Below are 18,335 nucleotides of genomic sequence, written 5' to 3'. Positions count from 1 at the left end.
CAAAGTGTCACTAAACTTCATTTTAAAAAATCTACCCGAAGAGACATTGTTCGAATTCAGAGAAGAATGTTCATTCAAAGGCAAAAGGAGAAAAGACAAACCGCATGGGCAGTTGTTTTTACAATAATTTTGTTTTTCATCCTTTTTCTACTTTTCAGCTAAGGACTTAATTCCTATTTTTAACCAAACTGCACATTATGAACAAACAAAGCATCCTTTGGATCATGCTCTCATTTTTAGGATTTACCCTCACTTCAAAAACCATGGCCCAAGATTGGCCCAATTTGGAAAAATACGCAAAGGCGAATATGGAGCTTTCCGCCCCAACGCCAGATGAAAACAGAGTAGTGTTTATGGGCAATTCCATAACCGAAATGTGGGGCGATGCCAACCCAAATTTCTTTACCGACAATAACTATGTGAACCGTGGCATTGGTGGACAAACCACCCCACAAATGCTTTTGCGCTTTCGTCAAGATGTGATTAACCTACAACCCAAAGTGGTGGTGATTCTGGCAGGAACCAACGATATTGCTGGAAATACGGGGCCAATGACCTTGGAGCAAATTCGAGATAATATCCTTGGTATGGTGGAATTGGCCAATGCCAACAATATAAAACCAATTGTTTGTTCCGTACTGCCCGCTTTCGATTATCCTTGGCGACCAGGACTGAATCCGAATGTGAAAATTCCCAAGCTCAATGAACTTTTAAAAGCGGTTGCAAAAGAAAATGGAGCCATTTACTTGGATTATTTTGCTGCCATGGCCGACGATAGAAACGGATTACCATCTGAACTGACCACCGATGAAGTACATGTGACCAAAGCCGGTTACAAAATCATGGAAAAAATGGTCAACGAAAGCATTCAGGAAGCCTTGAAATAGCATTTCCATTAATTAATTTTCACGGTTGCACAAACTTTTTGGGCATTGACACATTGAACATCAGCCATATAGCTTTGTTTTGTATCTTAGACCAATCAATCAAATCAACGTGAAACTTATTCAAAACAGGGAAACTACTTTAGCGGTTTTACCCTTTCAAATTATTGGTAGTACCGAAAACATCAGTCCAATAATTAAAGGGTTTACGGACGACCTTATTATAAATTTCTCCAAGTTTATAGGGCTATCCGTCATATCCCAGTACTCCAGTATTGGCATTCAGGATATTTACGATTCAGAAAATATTGCAAAATTAGGAGCCGATTATCTCATCACGGGAAGTTTTAGAACAACGTCCAATGGATTCAGAATCAGTGTGCAATTGGTGCGTTCCAAAGACAATAAAATTGTTTTTGCGGGCAATCATGACGAAACCATGGATTCCATTCTTAATACCCAAGATGCCATAACGCAACAAATGGTGAGTGTCTTGCAACAACAAATAGAGTACGATCTCCTCTCCTATTCCTATAAAAAGGAATCGGTGGAACTTGCAGCCTATGAAAATTGGTTATTGGGCATGGTTGAAATCAAAAAAGGAACCATCGAAAGCGATTTAAAGGCCCGCAATTACTTTGAAAATGCCCTCAAAATCAATCCAAATTTTGCCAGGGCCTACACCGGAATTTCACTTTCCTATTTTAATGAATGGAGCTGCCAATTATGGGATCGCTGGGAATTAAGTCAGCAAGGCGCCCATGATTATGCTTTAAAGGCCATTGAGTTGGATGAAAACGATTATGTTTCCCTTTCCGTTTTAGGTCGCACCTTTGCCTATTTGGGAGAATATGAAAAATCAGAACATGTGCTGCGTAAATCGTTGCGCATGAACCCAAGTGATGCCGACAACTTGATCTTGATTTCCAATTGTTTTGTTTGGTTGGGCTATTTGGAGGAAGCTGAACAACTGTACAATAAGGCTAGAAACTTAAATCCATTACAACCCGAAGCCTATTTATTGGCTGGCTTGATCGTTTATTTTGAAAAAGGTGAATTTGAAAAAGCACTGGACATTGGAAGCAAAGTATCCAACTTAGGTATTTGGATTGATTTTACTGCCTTTCTTTCAGCAACCTACTTTCATTTGGGACAGCTGGATAAAATGAAAGAATATTGGACCCTTTATAAAGATTATTTTCAAAAGCATATCAATAAGGGAAAGCTAGCTACAGATAAAGAAGCTGTTGATTGGCAAAAAGTGGTGAATCCACATAAAAAATCAAGCCAGTTAGAACCCTTTTGGAATCATATTTTAGGGGCTCCATTGGAAACATCAAAAACGAAAACCAAGCTGGGAGCCCATCAAGGAAGTTTTATTCAAAATGGGGAATTTTGGGAGATTCAATACGCCAACAAAACCGCAACACTTAAAGATTGTAAAGGGTTACACGACATAGCCCAATTACTTCAAGAACCAGAAAAGGATTTTCATTGTACAGATCTTATGGGAACCGTTTTGGTGGAAAGCGGAACACCTTTGATAGATGAAAAAGCCAAAAAAGAATACAAACGAGAGGCTTTAAGGCTTCAAGTTGCCATTTCTGATGCTGAAGAAATAGGCTTTTATGAAAAAGCAGACGCGCTTCGGGAAGAATTGGAATCATTCACAGAGCAATTGTCGCAAACGGTTGGTCTTTCCAACAAAATAAGAAAGACTGGTTCGTCCATTGAAAAAGCAAGGGCAGCGGTAACTTGGCGAATTCGAAATGCGATAAAAAAAATAGAAAAATCACATCCACAATTGGCCAAACATTTATCACTTTCCATTAAAACGGGAAGCTATTGCAGCTATACCCCAGAAGTGCCCCACGACTGGACTTTTTAAAAGCTTACGGCCCCACCTTACAATGTAAGTTTTAAACTTATGCCTAATGGGTAAACAACAAAACCTTTTAGACAATGTTAGAGATTTTAAAAAATTTACCGAATCCATGGGCAGTACTAACTGACCCTATTTCCTTGATTATTTTGGGCATGTATGCCATTTTGATCCTTTGGGAAGAGCTTTTTCCAGCCAGAGAACTGCCAAAAGTTAAAAATTGGAGACTTATTGGACTTTCCTCTTTTGCTGTATTCTTTTATTTATCTACCTATTTTCCGTTAATATGGGATGCCTATTTGGTGGATTATCAAATTTTTGACCTTACCTCTTTGGGAACTTTTTGGGGTGCCTTTGTTGCGGTAATGATCTATGAATTTGGATTGTATGTTTGGCATTACGCCATGCACAAAAACGATACCCTTTGGAAAATTTTTCACCAAATGCACCATAGTGCCGAGCGAATGGACAGTTACGGTGCCTTTTATTTTAGTCCGATGGATATGATTGGTTTTAGCCTTTTGGGAAGCCTATGTTTGGTCGTGGTTGCTGGATTTACACCACAAGCGGCAACTGCGTTCATCTTGTTCACTACGTTTTTGGCCATTTTTCAACATGCCAATATTAAAACGCCTGTTTGGTTGGGGTATATTGTGCAACGTCCTGAAGCGCATGCTGTGCACCATGCCAAAGGCATACATGCCTATAACTATTCCGATATTTCGCTTTATGACATCATTTTTGGTACGTTCAATAACCCAAAAAGTTATGTGGATGAAACAGGCTTTTACAATGGAGCATCCAAACGTATTTGGGATATGCTGACCTTTAAGGATATCAATAAAAAATAAGATTTCTTGGCATGCCCTGTACTCGACCCAATTTGGAAACGCATCGACCCAACCACCATTTGGAGGTTTCGGACGAGCAATTTATAAAGGACATGGAACAAGGAGGTTTTCCCCCAAACCTCTTTACCCATGAAGCCCACATACGATTGGCGTGGCTTTATTTGAATCAATTTGATGAAAAATTGGCTATAGAAAAGACGTGTCAAACAATTCAAAATTTCGGCAAGCTTCACGGGGATGGAACAAAGTTCCATTTAACGCTTACTGTTGCTTCGGTAAAAGTGGTTCAACATTTTAGAAAGAAGTCCAATGCAACAAGCTTTATCGGATTCATCAATGAAAATCCACGTTTGAATAATGCATTTAAATCATTGATTTTAATACATTATGGCACAAATCCGCTAAACCTTGAAAATGCAAAAGCGAGATTTATTGCCCCTGACCAACTTCCATTCGATTAAAAATTAGTCCGATAAGATTTTGTTACTTTAGAGCATGCAAAGTGGCAAAATAAGTATTATAATTCCCTTTAAGAACACCGCCCATTTTCTGCCCGAATGTTTGGATTCCATTTTAAACCAATCCTATAAAAATTGGGAAGTTTTAGCCGTAAACGACCACTCCAAGGATCAAAGTTTCGATCTCGTTTCGGTTTATGCTGAAAAGGATGAACGTTTCAAAGTCATTCAAAATAAAGGAAGTGGGATTATACCTGCTTTGCAAACGGGATACACTCAAGGTGAAGGTGAATTTGTAACCCGAATGGATTCAGACGACATCATGAAACCAGACCGATTGCAGGTCATGGTGGATTCTTTGTTGGAAAATGGAGCAGGTCATGTTGCGGTTGGACAGGTGAAATACTTCTCCAAACGAGGTATAAGCAATGGGTACGAACGGTACGAAGCGTGGCTGAACCAATTAACTTCTCAAGGATCCAATTACTCTGAAATTTTTAAGGAATGTGTGATTCCCTCACCTTGTTGGATGACATACCGAACCGATTTTGATTCTTGTGGTGGATTTAAGCACGACAGATATCCTGAAGATTACGACCTCACATTCCGATTTTATGAAGCTGGTTTAAAAATAATTCCATGTCAACAAATACTCCATTTATGGCGGGATTACAACACAAGAACTTCCCGAACGCATGAACACTACGCTCAAAATTATTTTTTGGATATTAAACTGCACTATTTCCTAAAACTAGAATTTGATAAAAACCGTCCGCTGGTGGTTTGGGGCGCTGGATTTAAAGGAAAGAAAATTGCGCTTGGACTTAAAAAGCAGAAAATAGACTTTGTTTGGCTGTGCAACAACCCTAAAAAGATTGGCAAGAAGATTTATGGGAAGCGAATGGTTCATTTTAATGCATTGCAAGAACTAAACAAGCCACAAAGTATTATTACGGTTGCCAATGAAAAGGCACAACAAGAAATTGTTGATTATTTTAGGGGGTTTGGGCAAAAGCCCATGCTTGATTATTTCTTTTTCTGTTGATTGTTGTTTCATTTTTCGTTAATGGTTGATGGTTTGTCGTTTTTCCCTGACCTGGCTTTTGTCATTCCGACAGAGCGTAGCGACGAGGATTCTCTTTTTGACTCTTAGATTTTTGGATTTTAGAAATCTAATATCTTATGTCTTATATCTGAATTTTAGATTCTTCGCGTTGCTCAGAATGACAAGCATTCACTTTTTCCCATTCACCAAATAAACATTGTTCCTTGTTAAATGTTTATTGAGTAATAAGATTTCTCGACTGCTCCCTCGACTCCGCTCGGGATGACAGCTCGAAATGACAATAATTTACTTTACTATTCTACTTTACCTATTGTTGATTGATTATTGTTTATTGAACATTGATTATTGCAATCCGAATATTTTAATGCCTATCTTTGATCAAGCAATAATGGGAATGCAGTTTAAACATCCAGAAATTCTTTGGGCACTTTTTCTTCTTATCATTCCTATTCTCATTCATTTATTTCAATTAAGGCGATTTAAAAAAACTCCCTTTACCAATGTGGCCATGCTGCAAAAGGTGGTGTCGGAATCCCGTAAAAGCAACAGCTTGAAAAAATGGCTGTTGTTGGTAACTCGTCTTTTACTTTTAGCGGCGATCATCATTGCTTTTGCCCAACCTTTTTCTTCTTCAGAAACCGCGTTGCAAGAAAAGGAAACCGTTATCTATTTGGATGATTCGTTCAGCATGCAAGCCAAAAACAATGGATTTTCATTGCTGGAACGAGCGGTCCAAGACTTGATTAAAAACAGTGAGCAAGAACAAATTTTCAGTTTATTCACGAATGAAAAAACCTTTGCCAAGGTCACTATAAAGGATATTCAAAATTCGTTGTTGGCCCTCCCCTTTTCACCCAAACAATTGAATTTGAACGAGATTGGGCTAAAGGCAAACACCCTTTTTTCAAAATCTGCTGCCACCATAAAAAACCTGATAGTCATTTCTGATTTTCAACAACGATTATTGGATACAAATACAGCGATGGATTCCTTGCTAAACATTCATTTGGTGCCAATGCGCCCCCAAGAAATAGGAAATGTATCCATCGACTCTATTTATTTGGAAGGTAATGCAAGCGAGCAAGCATCTCTAATGGTGTTGCTTTCTGGCGGCAATGAGGATGATAATTTACCCATCTCATTATATAATAATGAAGTATTAATCGCTAAATCTGCTGCAAAATTCACATCGAATGGTAATGCAGAAGTATTGTTTACCGTACCCAACAATCAAGAATTGAACGGCAGATTGTTTATTTCAGAAAGTGGTTTGAGCTTCGATAATACCTTTTATTTCAACATCAACACTCCTGAAAAAGTAAAGGTGGTTGCCATTTCCAATTCAGATAGTGATTATTTGAATCGACTTTTTCGGGGAGAGGAATTTGAATTTCAAAAATTCACACTTAACCAATTCAATTATAGCGCATTGGATGAGCAAAATGTGGTCATTTTAAATGATTTGACCTCCATTCCCACCAGTTTGCAAAATGTATTGACCAGTTTTAAAAACAATGGTGGAACGGTGATTATTGTCCCAGCAAATGATGCTGACATCAACAATTACAATGCGCTGTTATCATCTATAGCAGGTGCTCGATTTACTGAAAAAATTGTGCAACCCTCTAGTATTACCCAAATTGCTTTTGATCATCCTCTATATAAAAATGTGTTTGAAAGGGAAGTAACCAATTTTCAATATCCAACAACACAATCACATTTTAGACTTCAAAGTAGGTTGCCAAGCATCTTGTCGTTGCAGGGCGGTGAACCTTTTCTAGTTGGTTTGGACGGAGTTTATATATTTTCCACTTCATTAGATTTAGGGAATTCCAACTTTATCAATTCCCCTTTGATTGTGCCAACCTTTTATAATATGTCACAATCAGGGTCTAAAAGCCCTCAATTATATCAAACCCTAGGTGAACCTAGTTCGATTGACATCAACACAGAGACCAGTGGAGACAAAATTTTAAAAGTGGCCAAGGAGGGTTATGAGTTTATTCCGTTGCAACAAAATTTCCCGAATCGAGTGCGACTTTCTTTCGACGAACTCCCTACTGAGGACGGCATATATTCGGTGATACAAAACGAGCAAGATTTAAAAAAAATTAGTTTTAATTACCCTAGATGGGAAAGTGAACTCAATTACTTATCCATTAACGAGTTGCCCCAAACAAGCACCCAAGATTCCATTACCGAGCTTTTTGATTACCTGAAAGCTGACAACAACATAACTGCTTATTGGAAATGGTTTGTTATTTTAGCGTTGCTTCTGGCGCTTGTAGAGGTTATCATTCAAAAATTTGTTACATGAACATTCTGCTGAAATCGGCAAAAATTGTATGCCCAGAAAACAAGGAGCTTCACCTCAAAACAAGGGATATCCTTATTAAAAAAGGAATCATTGAAAAAATTGGAGCTAAAATCGAATCGCCATCCAATACCAAAGTGGTCGATTTAGAAAATCTACATGTTTCCTTGGGTTGGTTTGATAGTGGCGTAAGTTTTGGTGAGCCTGGTTTTGAAGAACGTGAAACCATCGCCAACGGATTGTTTGCAGCTGGAAAAAGTGGTTTTACCGATATCGTGCTCAATCCGAATACCCAACCCGTTCCAGACACTAGTTCCAATGTGGTTTTCCTAAAGGAAAGAGGTTTGGGGAAACCCACCAACATCCATCCACTTGGAACACTTACAAAAAATGCAGAAGGCATTGACTTAGCAGAGCTTTTTGATATGAAGAATGCTGGTGCCGTTGCTTACTATGATTTTAAAAAGCAAATCAGCAATGCCAATTTGCTCAAGATAGCTTTGCTTTACGCCCAAAACTTTGGTGGATTGGTATTCTCCTTTCCTCAAGATGGAAGCATAAAAGGAAATGGTGTGGCGCACGAGGGCGAAGTTTCCACCATTTTAGGATTGAAAGGCATTCCAGCTTTGGCGGAAGAACTTCAGATAGCCCGTGACTTGTTCATTTTGGAATATACGGGCGGTAAGTTGCATATTCCTACCATTTCAACAGCGGGTTCGGTTAAACTGATTGCCAATGCCAAAAAGAAAGGATTGGACGTTAGTTGTAGCGTGGCCATTCACAACCTGTTCTTTACGGATGAAACCCTAAAGGGTTTTGATACCCATTTTAAAGTATCTCCTCCACTTCGGACCAAATCAGATAACAAAGCCTTGATAAAAGGTTTAAAAGAGGGCACTATAGATTTTGTGACCACGGACCATATTCCCATGGATGTGGAACACAAGCGCGTTGAATTTGATAATGCAAAAAACGGAAGTTTAGGTCTGGAGTCTGCTTTCGGTAGTTTGAATACGCTATTCGAATTGGACGAGACTATTTCATTTTTAACCCAAGGCCGAACAAGATTTGGGGTTAAACCTCCAAAATTGGAAGAAGGAGCAGAAGCCAATCTTACCCTTTTCAATCCAGAAGGCAGCAATACTTTTATGGATAAGGACATTCTTTCCACATCCAAAAACAGCATGTATTTGGACGCTGAACTTAAAGGAAAGGTGTATGGAATTATCAATAACGATCAAATAGTACTTTAATGAGTGGAGTTAAAGAAGGTAAATCTGCTGCCATTGTGGCCTATATTACCATTATTGGTTGTTTAATCGCCATTACCATGAATATGGAACCCAAAAATGCTTTTGCAAGATTCCACATTCGTCAAGCTTTTGGAATTCACGTGCTATTTCATGCTTTGGCCATTTTACTCACCTACTCCGGAATGGTGTATTTGTCCATTCCCATTTATATTTTTTATTTAGTGATTTGGGTTTTTGGTTTTTTGCAAGCCTTAAACGAAAAAACCAAACCACTGCCTGTATTGGGCATCTATTTTCAAAAATGGTTTACATTCATTTCATAAAACTTTACAATGTCCCTTACCCCATTATCTTTAGATTATCTTTTGCGCCCATCAACCTCTAATCTTGAAAAAAAGGCAGCTCTTTTTATGTTTCACGGGTATGGAAGCAATGAAGAGGATTTGTTTTCCTTTGCCCCAGAATTGCCAGAGGAATTAATGGTGTTTTCGGTAAAAGCCCCCTATAATTTGGAGCCTTTTGGCCATGCGTGGTATGCCATTAATTTTGATGCCGAACAAGGCAAATGGAGTGATGATGAGCAAGCCAAGGAATCAAGGGATAAGATTGCACATTTTATTGATGAAGCCATTGCTGCGTACAATTTGGATGCTACCAATATTACGCTGTTAGGATTTAGCCAGGGAACCATTCTTAGTTATGCGGTAGCCCTATCCTACCCTAAAAAAGTAAAAAATGTAATTGCTTTAAGTGGTTATATCAACCAGAAAATATTGATTGAGGGGTATAAAGAAAAAGACCATAGTCAACTTAATTTCTACTGCTCACACGGACAAGTAGACCAGGTGATTCCTTTGGAATGGGCGCAAAAAGCTCCTGAATTCTTAAATGAAATGGGCATCGACAATACTTTTGAGGAATTTCCTGTTGGACATGGCGTTTCTCCCCAGAATTTCTACTCTTTTAAAAAGTGGTTAGAAGAACGGATTTGATGGTTGGATTGTTTGATTTATAAATTCGTGCCATTCATAAAATTCGTGTCAAACTGATATGAGATGCTGAAACAAGTTCAGCATGACGTTTAGGATACATTCGTTTTTCGTTGATGGTTGATGGTTGTTCGTCGTCCGTACTTTGTAATTCCAACTTCGCACTTAGAACTTTTGCTTTTCACCTTTCACCCTTAACCCTTTCCTTTTTACAAACTGTTAATTGTTAATTGGAAATTGCTAATTGTTCACTGTTAGTTGCTTCGCGCATACAACAAATGATCCAACATCGTAAAGTCGACGCTTAAATCATCTTTCAGTTCGTATTCCAACAATAATTCGCCCCAATATTTCCCATCTGAAAAATCGGTCAAAATCCATTTATGGTTGAGCACCTTGATTTTATTGATTTTAAAATCACTTTCCATCCCCTCATACGGAATCAAAGGATTGTCTCCGGATTTCTCGTTAGTTTCCAACAATTTATCCTCAATATAGCGAGTAGGATTTTCCAAATTTAAATGGTCGTAGTACACCAAGGCATCATCATTGTTTTCCAAAGAAAAATATTGCATATCCAACACCTTTAGGTGCATGGTTTTTAAGGAATCTTCTAATTTTTCCAATTGTGCATCACGTTGTTGAATATCTTCAGTCAATGCTTTTTGCATATTATTGGCCGTTACAAATTGAAAAAGCACCAACAAAAAGGTGAAAACAAATAGGTATAAAAATATTCTACTCTTCAACATCTTAAATTTTTATTTGTAGGTTATCGTAAGCCAAATGTACATTTTCGGGAAGATTTTTTTCCACTTCTTCATGAAAACCCAACATATGGCTAATATGTGTAAAATAGGTTTCCTCTGCTCCCACTTCTTGGGCAAATTCCAAGGCTTCGTCCAAATTAAAATGGGAGTGATGTGGCTCAATCCGAAGGGCGTTGACCACTAGCACCTTAGCTCCTTTCATTTTTTTGATTTCGTCCTCATGCACCTTTTTTACATCCGTTAGGTACACAAATTCACCAAAACGGTAGCCAAAAACTGGAAGCCGATTATGATAACATTCAATGGGAACCACATCCAAATCCCCCAAAGGGATGTTTTTGTCCTTTTCCACTTCAAATACTTGAACCGCAGGAGCACCTGGATAACGATTTTCGTTGGCAAAAATATAATCGAAACGCCTCTTCAAGGATTCAACAACCCTTGCATGTGCATAAATGGGAATGTCGCCTTGTCTAAAGAAAAAAGGACGAATATCATCGATTCCAGCGGTATGGTCCGCATGTTCGTGGGTAAATAAGATTCCATTTAAATGGTCGATGGGATTGTCAAGCATTTGTTGCCTAAAATCGGGGCCGCAATCAATTACATAATTGTAATCTTTCCACGAAATTAAAACGGAAACACGCAATCTTTTGTCCTTGGGGTCGTCGCTCAAACAAACGGGATGATTGCTTCCAATAATGGGAATTCCCTGCGAAGTACCCGTGCCCAGAAAAGTAATGGTCATTTGATCATCCATTATTTCCAAAATTATAACTTATTTATTTAATAGATTGCGTTAAGAGTGTAACTTTGTCCCACTTAAAATTTAGGATATGCCTACCGTACCTAGTAGAGAAAATAACTTCGAGAATATTCCCTCCATAAAAGCAAAAACCCTGCGCATAAACCTGAACAAGGATATTTATGGAACTTTTGCAGAAATTGGGGCGGGACAAGAAACCGCAAGACATTTTTTTAGGGCCGGTGGTGCATCGGGAACCATTGCAAAGGCGATGAGTGCCTACGACAAAAGTTTTAGTGATGCCATTTATGGCGTTGAGGAGGATGGGCGCTATGTGACCCAGTCACGATTGAAAAAGATGCTGAACCACGAAATGCATTTGGTGGAAGAACGCATCAGTCGTGAGAGCAACCCCAATTACCTCTTTTTCTGTTTTGCCAATACAGTAGCGACCATTGACTTTTCAAAAAGGTATAAAGGTCACGGTTGGGTTGGACTTCGATTTCAATTAGATCCCAATCAAAAGGAATATGATGAAATTGTGCTTCATATCCGATTCAAACAAAATGAAGCCCGTTTGCAGCAAGAAACATTGGGTATTCTTGGGGTAAATCTTATGTACGGGGCGTTCTTTAAGTTCCATAAGCCTAAAAAACTGCTTAAATATCTTTACGACCACATTGATAAGGACACCTTGGAGATTGATATGATCAATTTTACGGGGCCCAATTTTACCGATGTGGACAACCGATTGATGAGTTTACAGCTGATTAAAAATGGAATGACCGATGCCGTTATGTTCGGTCCTGATGGAAATAACCTATTACCTGCAGCTGTTCTATACAAAAAGAACATCTTGGCGCTACGTGGTAGTTTTAGGCCTGTAACAAAGGTGAATATGGATATGTTCCAAAAATCCTACGATATTTTTGTGCGCGAACAGACCGTTGAGTACAAGAACACCATCGTGGTTTTTGAAATTACCCTTTCCAACCTTAAAGCAAGTGGTGAAATTGACGAACAGGACTTTATGGACCGTGCGGAACTCCTCTGCTCCCTTGGGCATAACGTGTTGATTTCAAACTTCCAAGAGTATTACAAATTGGTGGAGTTCTTTAACAATTACACCAAGGCCAAAATTGGATTGACCATGGGCGTTAACAACTTGGTGGATGTATTCGATGAAAAATATTACCGTCACTTAAGTGGTGGTATCCTGGAAGCCTTTGGTAAATTATTCTTTAAGGATTTGAAAGTGTACTTATACCCTATGAAGGACCCAGAAACTGGACAAATTTTGACCAGTAACAATGTAAAAGTCCACCCACGAATGAAAGAATTGTACAAATTCTTCAAGTACAATGGTAAGGTGATGGATATTATCGATTACGACCCAGATGTGATGCATATTTTCTCTAGGGATGTACTCAAAAAAATCATCAACAACGAAGAGGGTTGGGAAAACGAATTACCTGAAGGTATTGCTGAAATCATCAAAGAAAAGCAGCTCTTTACCCGACAAGTACTCGAGGAAAAGGAGTAGTCAGGAGTTAGGAGTTAGGAGTTAGGAGTTAGGAGTTAGGAGTTAGGAGAAAATAATTGATAATTGGTTTCTGTTTACTGTAACTTGTTCATTTGTTTTTCGTTGATGGTTGACAATTTTTCGGTGTCCCGACTTACAACAATTCACTTTCTCCCTTTTCCCTACTTCGTACTTTAAATATTTGTCATTCTGAGGAAGCGTAGCTACCCTAGAAACTCTTTTAGATTATTAGAGAATTTCAGATGTCTATAAATAAGATGTCTGAAATTGTTTATTGAAATAGATTCATCACTTCGTTCAGAATGGCAACCTTTCACCCTTAACCGTCAAGTAACTGTGCTGCATGGTCTTTGGTCTTTACTTTTTCGATAACCTTTTCCACTACGCCATCACCATTAATTACAAAAGTGGTTCTGTGGATACCATCATATTCTTTTCCCATAAATTTTTTAGGTCCCCAAACTCCGAACGTATTGATCACGGTATGGTCCTCATCTGCCAATAATGGGAACTGAAACTCAAATTTATCCCTAAAACTGGCCTGTTTTTTTTCAGAATCGGCACTTACACCCAATAATTCAAAGCCTTTTTCTTGCAATTCTGCATAGTTATCGCGTAAATTACAGGCTTCGGCAGTGCAACCAGGTGTGTTGGCTTTCGGATAGAAGAAAACCACAAGTTTCTTTCCTTTATAATCACTTAGATTTATGCTATTGCCGTCTTGGTCTTTTGCAGAAAATTCAGGTACTTTATCCCCTACTTTTAACATGTTCATAGGTATTGTTTCTTTAAATTATTGTTTAATGAAATGATATGTAAAGTTAAACAATTATGACCAAACAAGAAAAGGTTGATTTCACCATAAAAACCTTAGATGAACTTTATCCGACCATTCCCATTCCGTTGGACCATAAAGACCCCTATACCCTGCTCATTGCGGTATTGATGTCTGCCCAAAGTACCGATGTTCGGGTGAACCAGATTACCCCTTTACTTTTTGAAAAAGCAGACAATCCATTTGATATGGTAAAACTTTCGGAAGATGAAATCCGTGAGATCATAAAACCCGTAGGGCTCTCCCCTATGAAAGCCAAAGGTATTTATGGCCTTTCTAAAATCTTGATAGAAAAATACAATGGTGAAGTACCGAGGGACATTGCGCTATTGGAAGAATTGCCGGCAGTGGGTCATAAAACGGCCAGTGTAGTGGTATCACAGGCTTTTGGTATTCCAGCTTTTCCTGTGGACACCCATATCCATAGACTCTTGTACCGATGGGGATTTAGTAATGGAAAAAATGTGGTGCAAACCGAACGTGATGCCAAAAGATTGTTCCCCAAAGAATTGTGGAACCGTTTGCATCTTCAAATTATATGGTACGGCAGGGAATATTCCCCAGCAAGGGGTTGGGATTTGGATAAGGACATTATCACGAAGACCATTGGCAGAAAATCAGTGATCAACGAATACTATAAAAACAAAAAGAGCCGCTAATTGCGGCTCTTTCTGTCAGTTTGACCCTTAAATTAATTTAACGTTACTTCAAACTGATGTTTTTTGTAGTCAACTACATGAATCGATTTCGAATAGCTAAGTAAGAAGTCAACTGTTCTCTTACTTGCTTTTACCGTTTTTACGGATTTTTGTTCTTCAGAGTAAATGTTTTCCATATTCTAGCGTAAAAATGTTACAATTAGATAACGCCGCTAAAATGGAAATATTGCAAGCTTCGATATAATGCCCTATTAATTCGTTAAAACGATATTCTTTCGATCAACGATTTTTCTCAAATTGATCAAGGCATATCGCATTCTACCCAAAGCTGTATTGATGCTAACCCCAGTGTTTTCGGAGATTTCCTTAAAACTCATATCCTTGTAGATACGCATGATCAACACTTCTCGTTGATCATCTGGCAATTCATCGATTAAAAGGGTAAGATCACTTTCAATCTGATCTTTGATGATTTGTTTTTCAACATTTAGCTTATCGTCCTTGATTACGGAGAAGATATTGAAATCATCACTACCCTCGAACTTGGGCATTCTCTTGTTTTTTCTAAAGTGGTCGATGATCAGGTTGTGTGCAATACGCATCACCCAAGGCAAAAATTTACCTTCCTCGCTGTACGATCCTCTTTTTAGGGTTTTGATCACCTTAATAAAGGTATCTTGGAAGATGTCCTCTGCAACATCGCGGTCCAAAACCTTTGAGTAAATAAAACTGGTGATTCGTTGATTGTGTCTGTTGATAAGAATTTCAAGAGCCTTTTCGTCTCCGTCAATATAATTCTTTACTAAAATCGAGTCTTTAATCTGTAGTTCCATACAAATTACTTTTTTTGGTTAAAATCACAGCCTCTCTTTTCCAAGAAAGACTTTAGGTATTAGTTTTTAATCTGTAAAAAGTAATTATTGCTGTATAGGCCTATCAGAATTTTAATTACACTTCAAATATAGATAAATAGACAGGCGATCTACAATCTATGTTGTGAGTTGCCGATTTTTATATGTTAACTGATGCAATATACGTATTAAGTGTTGTGAATCGTATCTTTGAGTCCCTAATTTTAGCATATGCCAGTCAATATCAATGTTGATCCAAAGCAAAATATCATCATAAAAGGTGCCAAGCTGCACAACCTTAAAAATATAGATGTTGTAATTCCCCGAAATAAGTTGGTGGTTATTACGGGCTTATCCGGTTCAGGAAAATCGAGCCTGGCTTTTGATACCCTTTATGCGGAAGGGCAACGTAGGTATGTGGAAAGTCTTTCGTCTTATGCCAGACAGTTTTTGGGCAAGTTGGACAAACCTAAGGTGGAATATATTAAAGGTATAGCTCCTGCCATTGCCATCGAGCAAAAAGTGAATTCCACCAACCCAAGGTCTACGGTGGGCACGACTACCGAAATCTACGATTACCTTAAATTATTATATGCGCGAATTGGGAAGACCATCTCCCCCATTTCTGGCAAGGAAGTAAAAAAGCATACGGTAACCGATGTTATCAATTATATAAAGGAGTTATCTGAGGGAGATAAATTATTGTTGCTTGCTCCTATCCAAATTAAAGAAGATAGGGAGCCCTTAAAATCACTAGGACTTTTTTCCAAACAAGGGTATGCTAGAATCAAGTATCAAGGTAAAGTAATACGAATAGATCAAGCACCTGAAGATATTGGTCGGGAATTTGACTTGGTGGTCGACCGAATCATAATAAAAGATGATGAAGATTTCTACAATCGTTTGGCCAATGCGGTAGACAATGCCTTTTTTGAAGGAAAAGGAGTTTGCGCCATTGAGAACTTGGGCAGCGGCGACACCAGAACGTTTAGCAACCAGTTCGAATTGGATGGGATAAAGTTTTTAGAACCCAATGTGCACTTGTTCAGTTTTAACAATCCTTATGGAGCCTGTCCCAAATGTGAGGGCTATGGCGATGTAATCGGTATTGATGAAGATTTGGTGATTCCCAATACAGCCCTATCGGTTTATGAAAATGCTGTGTTTCCTTGGCGGGGAGAAAGCATGGGATGGTATCGTGATCAATTGGTAAACTCAGCTTACAAATTTGATTTTCCCATTCACAAACCTTGGTTCGAACTTTCGGAAGCACAACAACAATTGGTTTGGGAAGGCAACGAGCATTTTGTGGGATTGAATGAATTCTTTGAGCAACTTGAAGAGAAGAGCTATAAGATCCAAAATCGGGTAATGTTGTCTCGTTACCGAGGTAAAACCAAATGCACCGTTTGCAAGGGAAAGCGATTACGCAAAGAAGCAAATTACGTAACCGTGGGAGCCAAATCCATTTCAGATTTGATTGAACTTCCCATTAAAAAATTGATTCCATTTTTCGAGGAGCTTCAATTATCCGAACACGATACAACGGTTTCCAATCGATTATTGAAAGAAATTACCACCCGCTTGGAATTTTTGGATAAAGTGGGATTGGGGTACCTCACCCTTAATAGAAAATCAAACACCTTATCTGGAGGGGAAAGTCAGCGTATTAACCTAGCCACATCTTTGGGGAGTAGTTTGGTGGGCTCCATGTACATTTTGGACGAGCCGAGTATTGGTTTGCACCCCAAGGATACCGAGAACCTAATTGAGGTTTTAAAATCCCTACGTGATCTGGGAAATACCGTGATCGTAGTGGAACATGATGAGGATATTATGAAAGCTGCGGACGAAATCATCGATATAGGCCCCGAAGCAGGAACTTTGGGCGGAAAAGTCGTGGCAGCAGGTTCATGGGAAACTATTTTAAATTCCGAATCCTTGACAGCTTCTTACCTTAATGGTACTATGGAAATTGAGGTGCCCAAAGAACGAAGAAATTCCAAACACTACATCCAAATTAAAGGAGCACGCGAGAACAATCTTAAAAACATCAACGTTACTTTTCCTTTAAATATGCTTACCGTGGTTACAGGAGTATCCGGTAGTGGAAAAAGTACGCTCATTAAAAAAATACTGTATCCGGCTATTTTAAAGGAAATTGGCGGTTATGGTGAAAAAGCGGGTCAGTTTTCATCTATTGAAGGCAAATACGCCCACATAAAACATGTAGAATTTGTAGATCAAAATCCCATTGGACGATCTTCCCGTTCCAACCCCGTTACCTATATAAAGGCGTATGATGATATTCGAAGTCTGTTCGCATCCCAAAAATTGAGCAAGCTTCGTGGATATCAAGCAAAGCATTTCTCTTTTAATGTGGATGGTGGTCGCTGCGAAAAATGTAAGGGTGAGGGTGAAATCACTGTGGAGATGCAATTCATGGCCGATGTGCATTTGGAATGCGATGCTTGTAACGGAAAACGCTTCAAAAAAGACATTCTAGAGGTCAAGTTTGAGGACAAAAACATTAATGACCTTTTAAATATGACCATCGATGATGCCATTGTCCATTTTAAAACCTATAAACAGACCAAAATTGTAAATAAGTTACAACCGCTTCAAGATGTAGGATTGGGGTATGTAACTTTGGGGCAGTCCTCCTCTACCCTTTCAGGTGGCGAGGCACAGCGTATAAAATTGGCTTCGTTTTTAGTAAAGGGGAATACCAAGGAAAAAGCACTTTTCATTTTTGATGAACCCACCACTGGGCTTCATTTCCACGACATTAAAAAACTACTTAAATCTTTTGATGAATTGATTGATAAAGGACATTCTGTTATCGTCATCGAGCACAATATCGACTTGATTAAATGTGCCGATTATATTATCGATCTGGGACTACAAGGAGGGGAAGATGGCGGAAATTTGGTTGTGGAGGGTACCCCTGAGGAAATTATATCCAACAAAGAATCCCATACAGTTACCTATTTGCAGCCTAAATTAGTTTAGATAAATTATATTACTCACATCTTATCCTTCTCAATATCAGTTTTGTAAGATAATATTTGCAAAAACCTATGGGTCTTAAATTTATTTAAGGCTTCCTCTTTACATTTCGTCAAATCAAAATGGCGAACCGTCAACTCAAACCCCCTATCCGTTAATTGGTAACAACACCGTATTGATCATAAATCGATATTTACCAATTAATGTGCTGTTCCTAAATCTTACC

16 protein-coding genes are annotated in these 18,335 nt (G+C 38.6%); 12 read left to right on the top strand and 4 right to left on the bottom strand.

Annotated elements, in window-relative coordinates; genetic code table 11:
• Positions 1-197: 197 nt before the first annotated feature.
• The 9 genes from ABT310_RS13300 to ABT310_RS13260 all read left to right on the top strand — a co-directional run bounded on the left by ABT310_RS13300 (position 198) and on the right by ABT310_RS13260 (position 9,700).
• The gene (locus tag ABT310_RS13300) at positions 198-887 is read left to right on the top strand and encodes an SGNH/GDSL hydrolase family protein (protein ID WP_375324375.1); all 690 of its coding nucleotides are present in this window, start codon (positions 198-200) and stop codon (positions 885-887) included.
• A gap of 109 nt (positions 888-996) precedes the next feature.
• On the top strand, positions 997-2,772 hold the full coding sequence (locus tag ABT310_RS13295) for a hypothetical protein (protein WP_375324374.1): 1,776 nt from the start codon (positions 997-999) through the stop codon (positions 2,770-2,772).
• A gap of 74 nt (positions 2,773-2,846) precedes the next feature.
• Complete coding sequence (locus tag ABT310_RS13290) at positions 2,847-3,617, top strand: sterol desaturase family protein (protein ID WP_375324373.1); 771 nt, start codon at positions 2,847-2,849, stop codon at positions 3,615-3,617.
• Between the two features lie 11 nt (positions 3,618-3,628).
• Positions 3,629-4,078, top strand: a complete 450-nt coding sequence (locus ABT310_RS13285; protein ID WP_375324372.1) for a hypothetical protein — start codon at positions 3,629-3,631, stop codon at positions 4,076-4,078.
• A gap of 34 nt (positions 4,079-4,112) precedes the next feature.
• Positions 4,113-5,120: a glycosyltransferase family 2 protein gene (locus ABT310_RS13280; protein ID WP_375324371.1), complete on the top strand. Its 1,008-nt coding sequence runs from the start codon at positions 4,113-4,115 to the stop codon at positions 5,118-5,120.
• A gap of 415 nt (positions 5,121-5,535) precedes the next feature.
• Positions 5,536-7,458: a BatA domain-containing protein gene (locus tag ABT310_RS13275; RefSeq protein WP_375324370.1), complete on the top strand. Its 1,923-nt coding sequence runs from the start codon at positions 5,536-5,538 to the stop codon at positions 7,456-7,458.
• Positions 7,455-8,708, top strand: coding sequence for a dihydroorotase family protein (locus ABT310_RS13270; protein WP_375324369.1), 1,254 nt, complete (start codon positions 7,455-7,457; stop codon positions 8,706-8,708). Before ABT310_RS13275 ends, ABT310_RS13270 begins: the two co-directional genes overlap by 4 nt.
• On the top strand, positions 8,708-9,031 hold the full coding sequence (locus ABT310_RS13265) for a hypothetical protein (protein ID WP_375324368.1): 324 nt from the start codon (positions 8,708-8,710) through the stop codon (positions 9,029-9,031). The genes ABT310_RS13270 and ABT310_RS13265 overlap by 1 nt, the downstream gene beginning before the upstream one ends.
• 9 nt (positions 9,032-9,040) lie before the next feature.
• Complete coding sequence (locus ABT310_RS13260; protein WP_375324367.1) at positions 9,041-9,700, top strand: alpha/beta hydrolase; 660 nt, start codon at positions 9,041-9,043, stop codon at positions 9,698-9,700.
• A gap of 251 nt (positions 9,701-9,951) precedes the next feature.
• On the opposite strand, the gene ABT310_RS13255 is transcribed toward ABT310_RS13260, so the two are convergent.
• Positions 9,952-10,446, bottom strand: coding sequence for a hydrolase (locus ABT310_RS13255; RefSeq protein ID WP_375326189.1), 495 nt, complete (start codon positions 10,444-10,446; stop codon positions 9,952-9,954).
• Positions 10,447-10,450: 4 nt separating this feature from the next.
• Positions 10,451-11,227, bottom strand: coding sequence for an MBL fold metallo-hydrolase (locus ABT310_RS13250; RefSeq protein ID WP_375324366.1), 777 nt, complete (start codon positions 11,225-11,227; stop codon positions 10,451-10,453).
• A 76-nt stretch (positions 11,228-11,303) separates the two neighbouring features.
• Between ABT310_RS13250 and ABT310_RS13245 the strand changes: the two genes are divergently transcribed.
• Positions 11,304-12,755: a TonB-dependent receptor gene (locus ABT310_RS13245; protein ID WP_375324365.1), complete on the top strand. Its 1,452-nt coding sequence runs from the start codon at positions 11,304-11,306 to the stop codon at positions 12,753-12,755.
• Positions 12,756-13,074: 319 nt separating this feature from the next.
• On the opposite strand, the gene bcp is transcribed toward ABT310_RS13245, so the two are convergent.
• On the bottom strand, positions 13,075-13,530 hold the full coding sequence (bcp, locus tag ABT310_RS13240) for a thioredoxin-dependent thiol peroxidase (protein ID WP_375324364.1): 456 nt from the start codon (positions 13,528-13,530) through the stop codon (positions 13,075-13,077).
• A gap of 56 nt (positions 13,531-13,586) precedes the next feature.
• On the opposite strand from bcp, the gene nth reads away from it, so the two are divergent.
• On the top strand, positions 13,587-14,249 hold the full coding sequence (gene nth, locus ABT310_RS13235; RefSeq protein WP_375324363.1) for an endonuclease III domain-containing protein: 663 nt from the start codon (positions 13,587-13,589) through the stop codon (positions 14,247-14,249).
• Positions 14,250-14,500: 251 nt separating this feature from the next.
• On the opposite strand, the gene ABT310_RS13230 is transcribed toward nth, so the two are convergent.
• Positions 14,501-15,082, bottom strand: coding sequence for an RNA polymerase sigma factor (locus tag ABT310_RS13230; RefSeq protein WP_375324362.1), 582 nt, complete (start codon positions 15,080-15,082; stop codon positions 14,501-14,503).
• Positions 15,083-15,331: 249 nt separating this feature from the next.
• On the opposite strand from ABT310_RS13230, the gene uvrA reads away from it, so the two are divergent.
• Entirely contained in the window at positions 15,332-18,112 is a 2,781-nt protein-coding gene (gene uvrA, locus ABT310_RS13225) for an excinuclease ABC subunit UvrA (protein ID WP_375324361.1), read from the top strand.
• Positions 18,113-18,335 lie beyond the last annotated feature (223 nt).

The sequence above is a fragment of the Flagellimonas cixiensis genome, assembly GCF_042134615.1.
Lineage (GTDB): Bacteria > Bacteroidota > Bacteroidia > Flavobacteriales > Flavobacteriaceae > Flagellimonas > Flagellimonas cixiensis.
The sequence above is the reverse complement of the archived record's forward strand: the minus strand, read 5'-3'. Positions and strand labels throughout refer to the sequence as shown.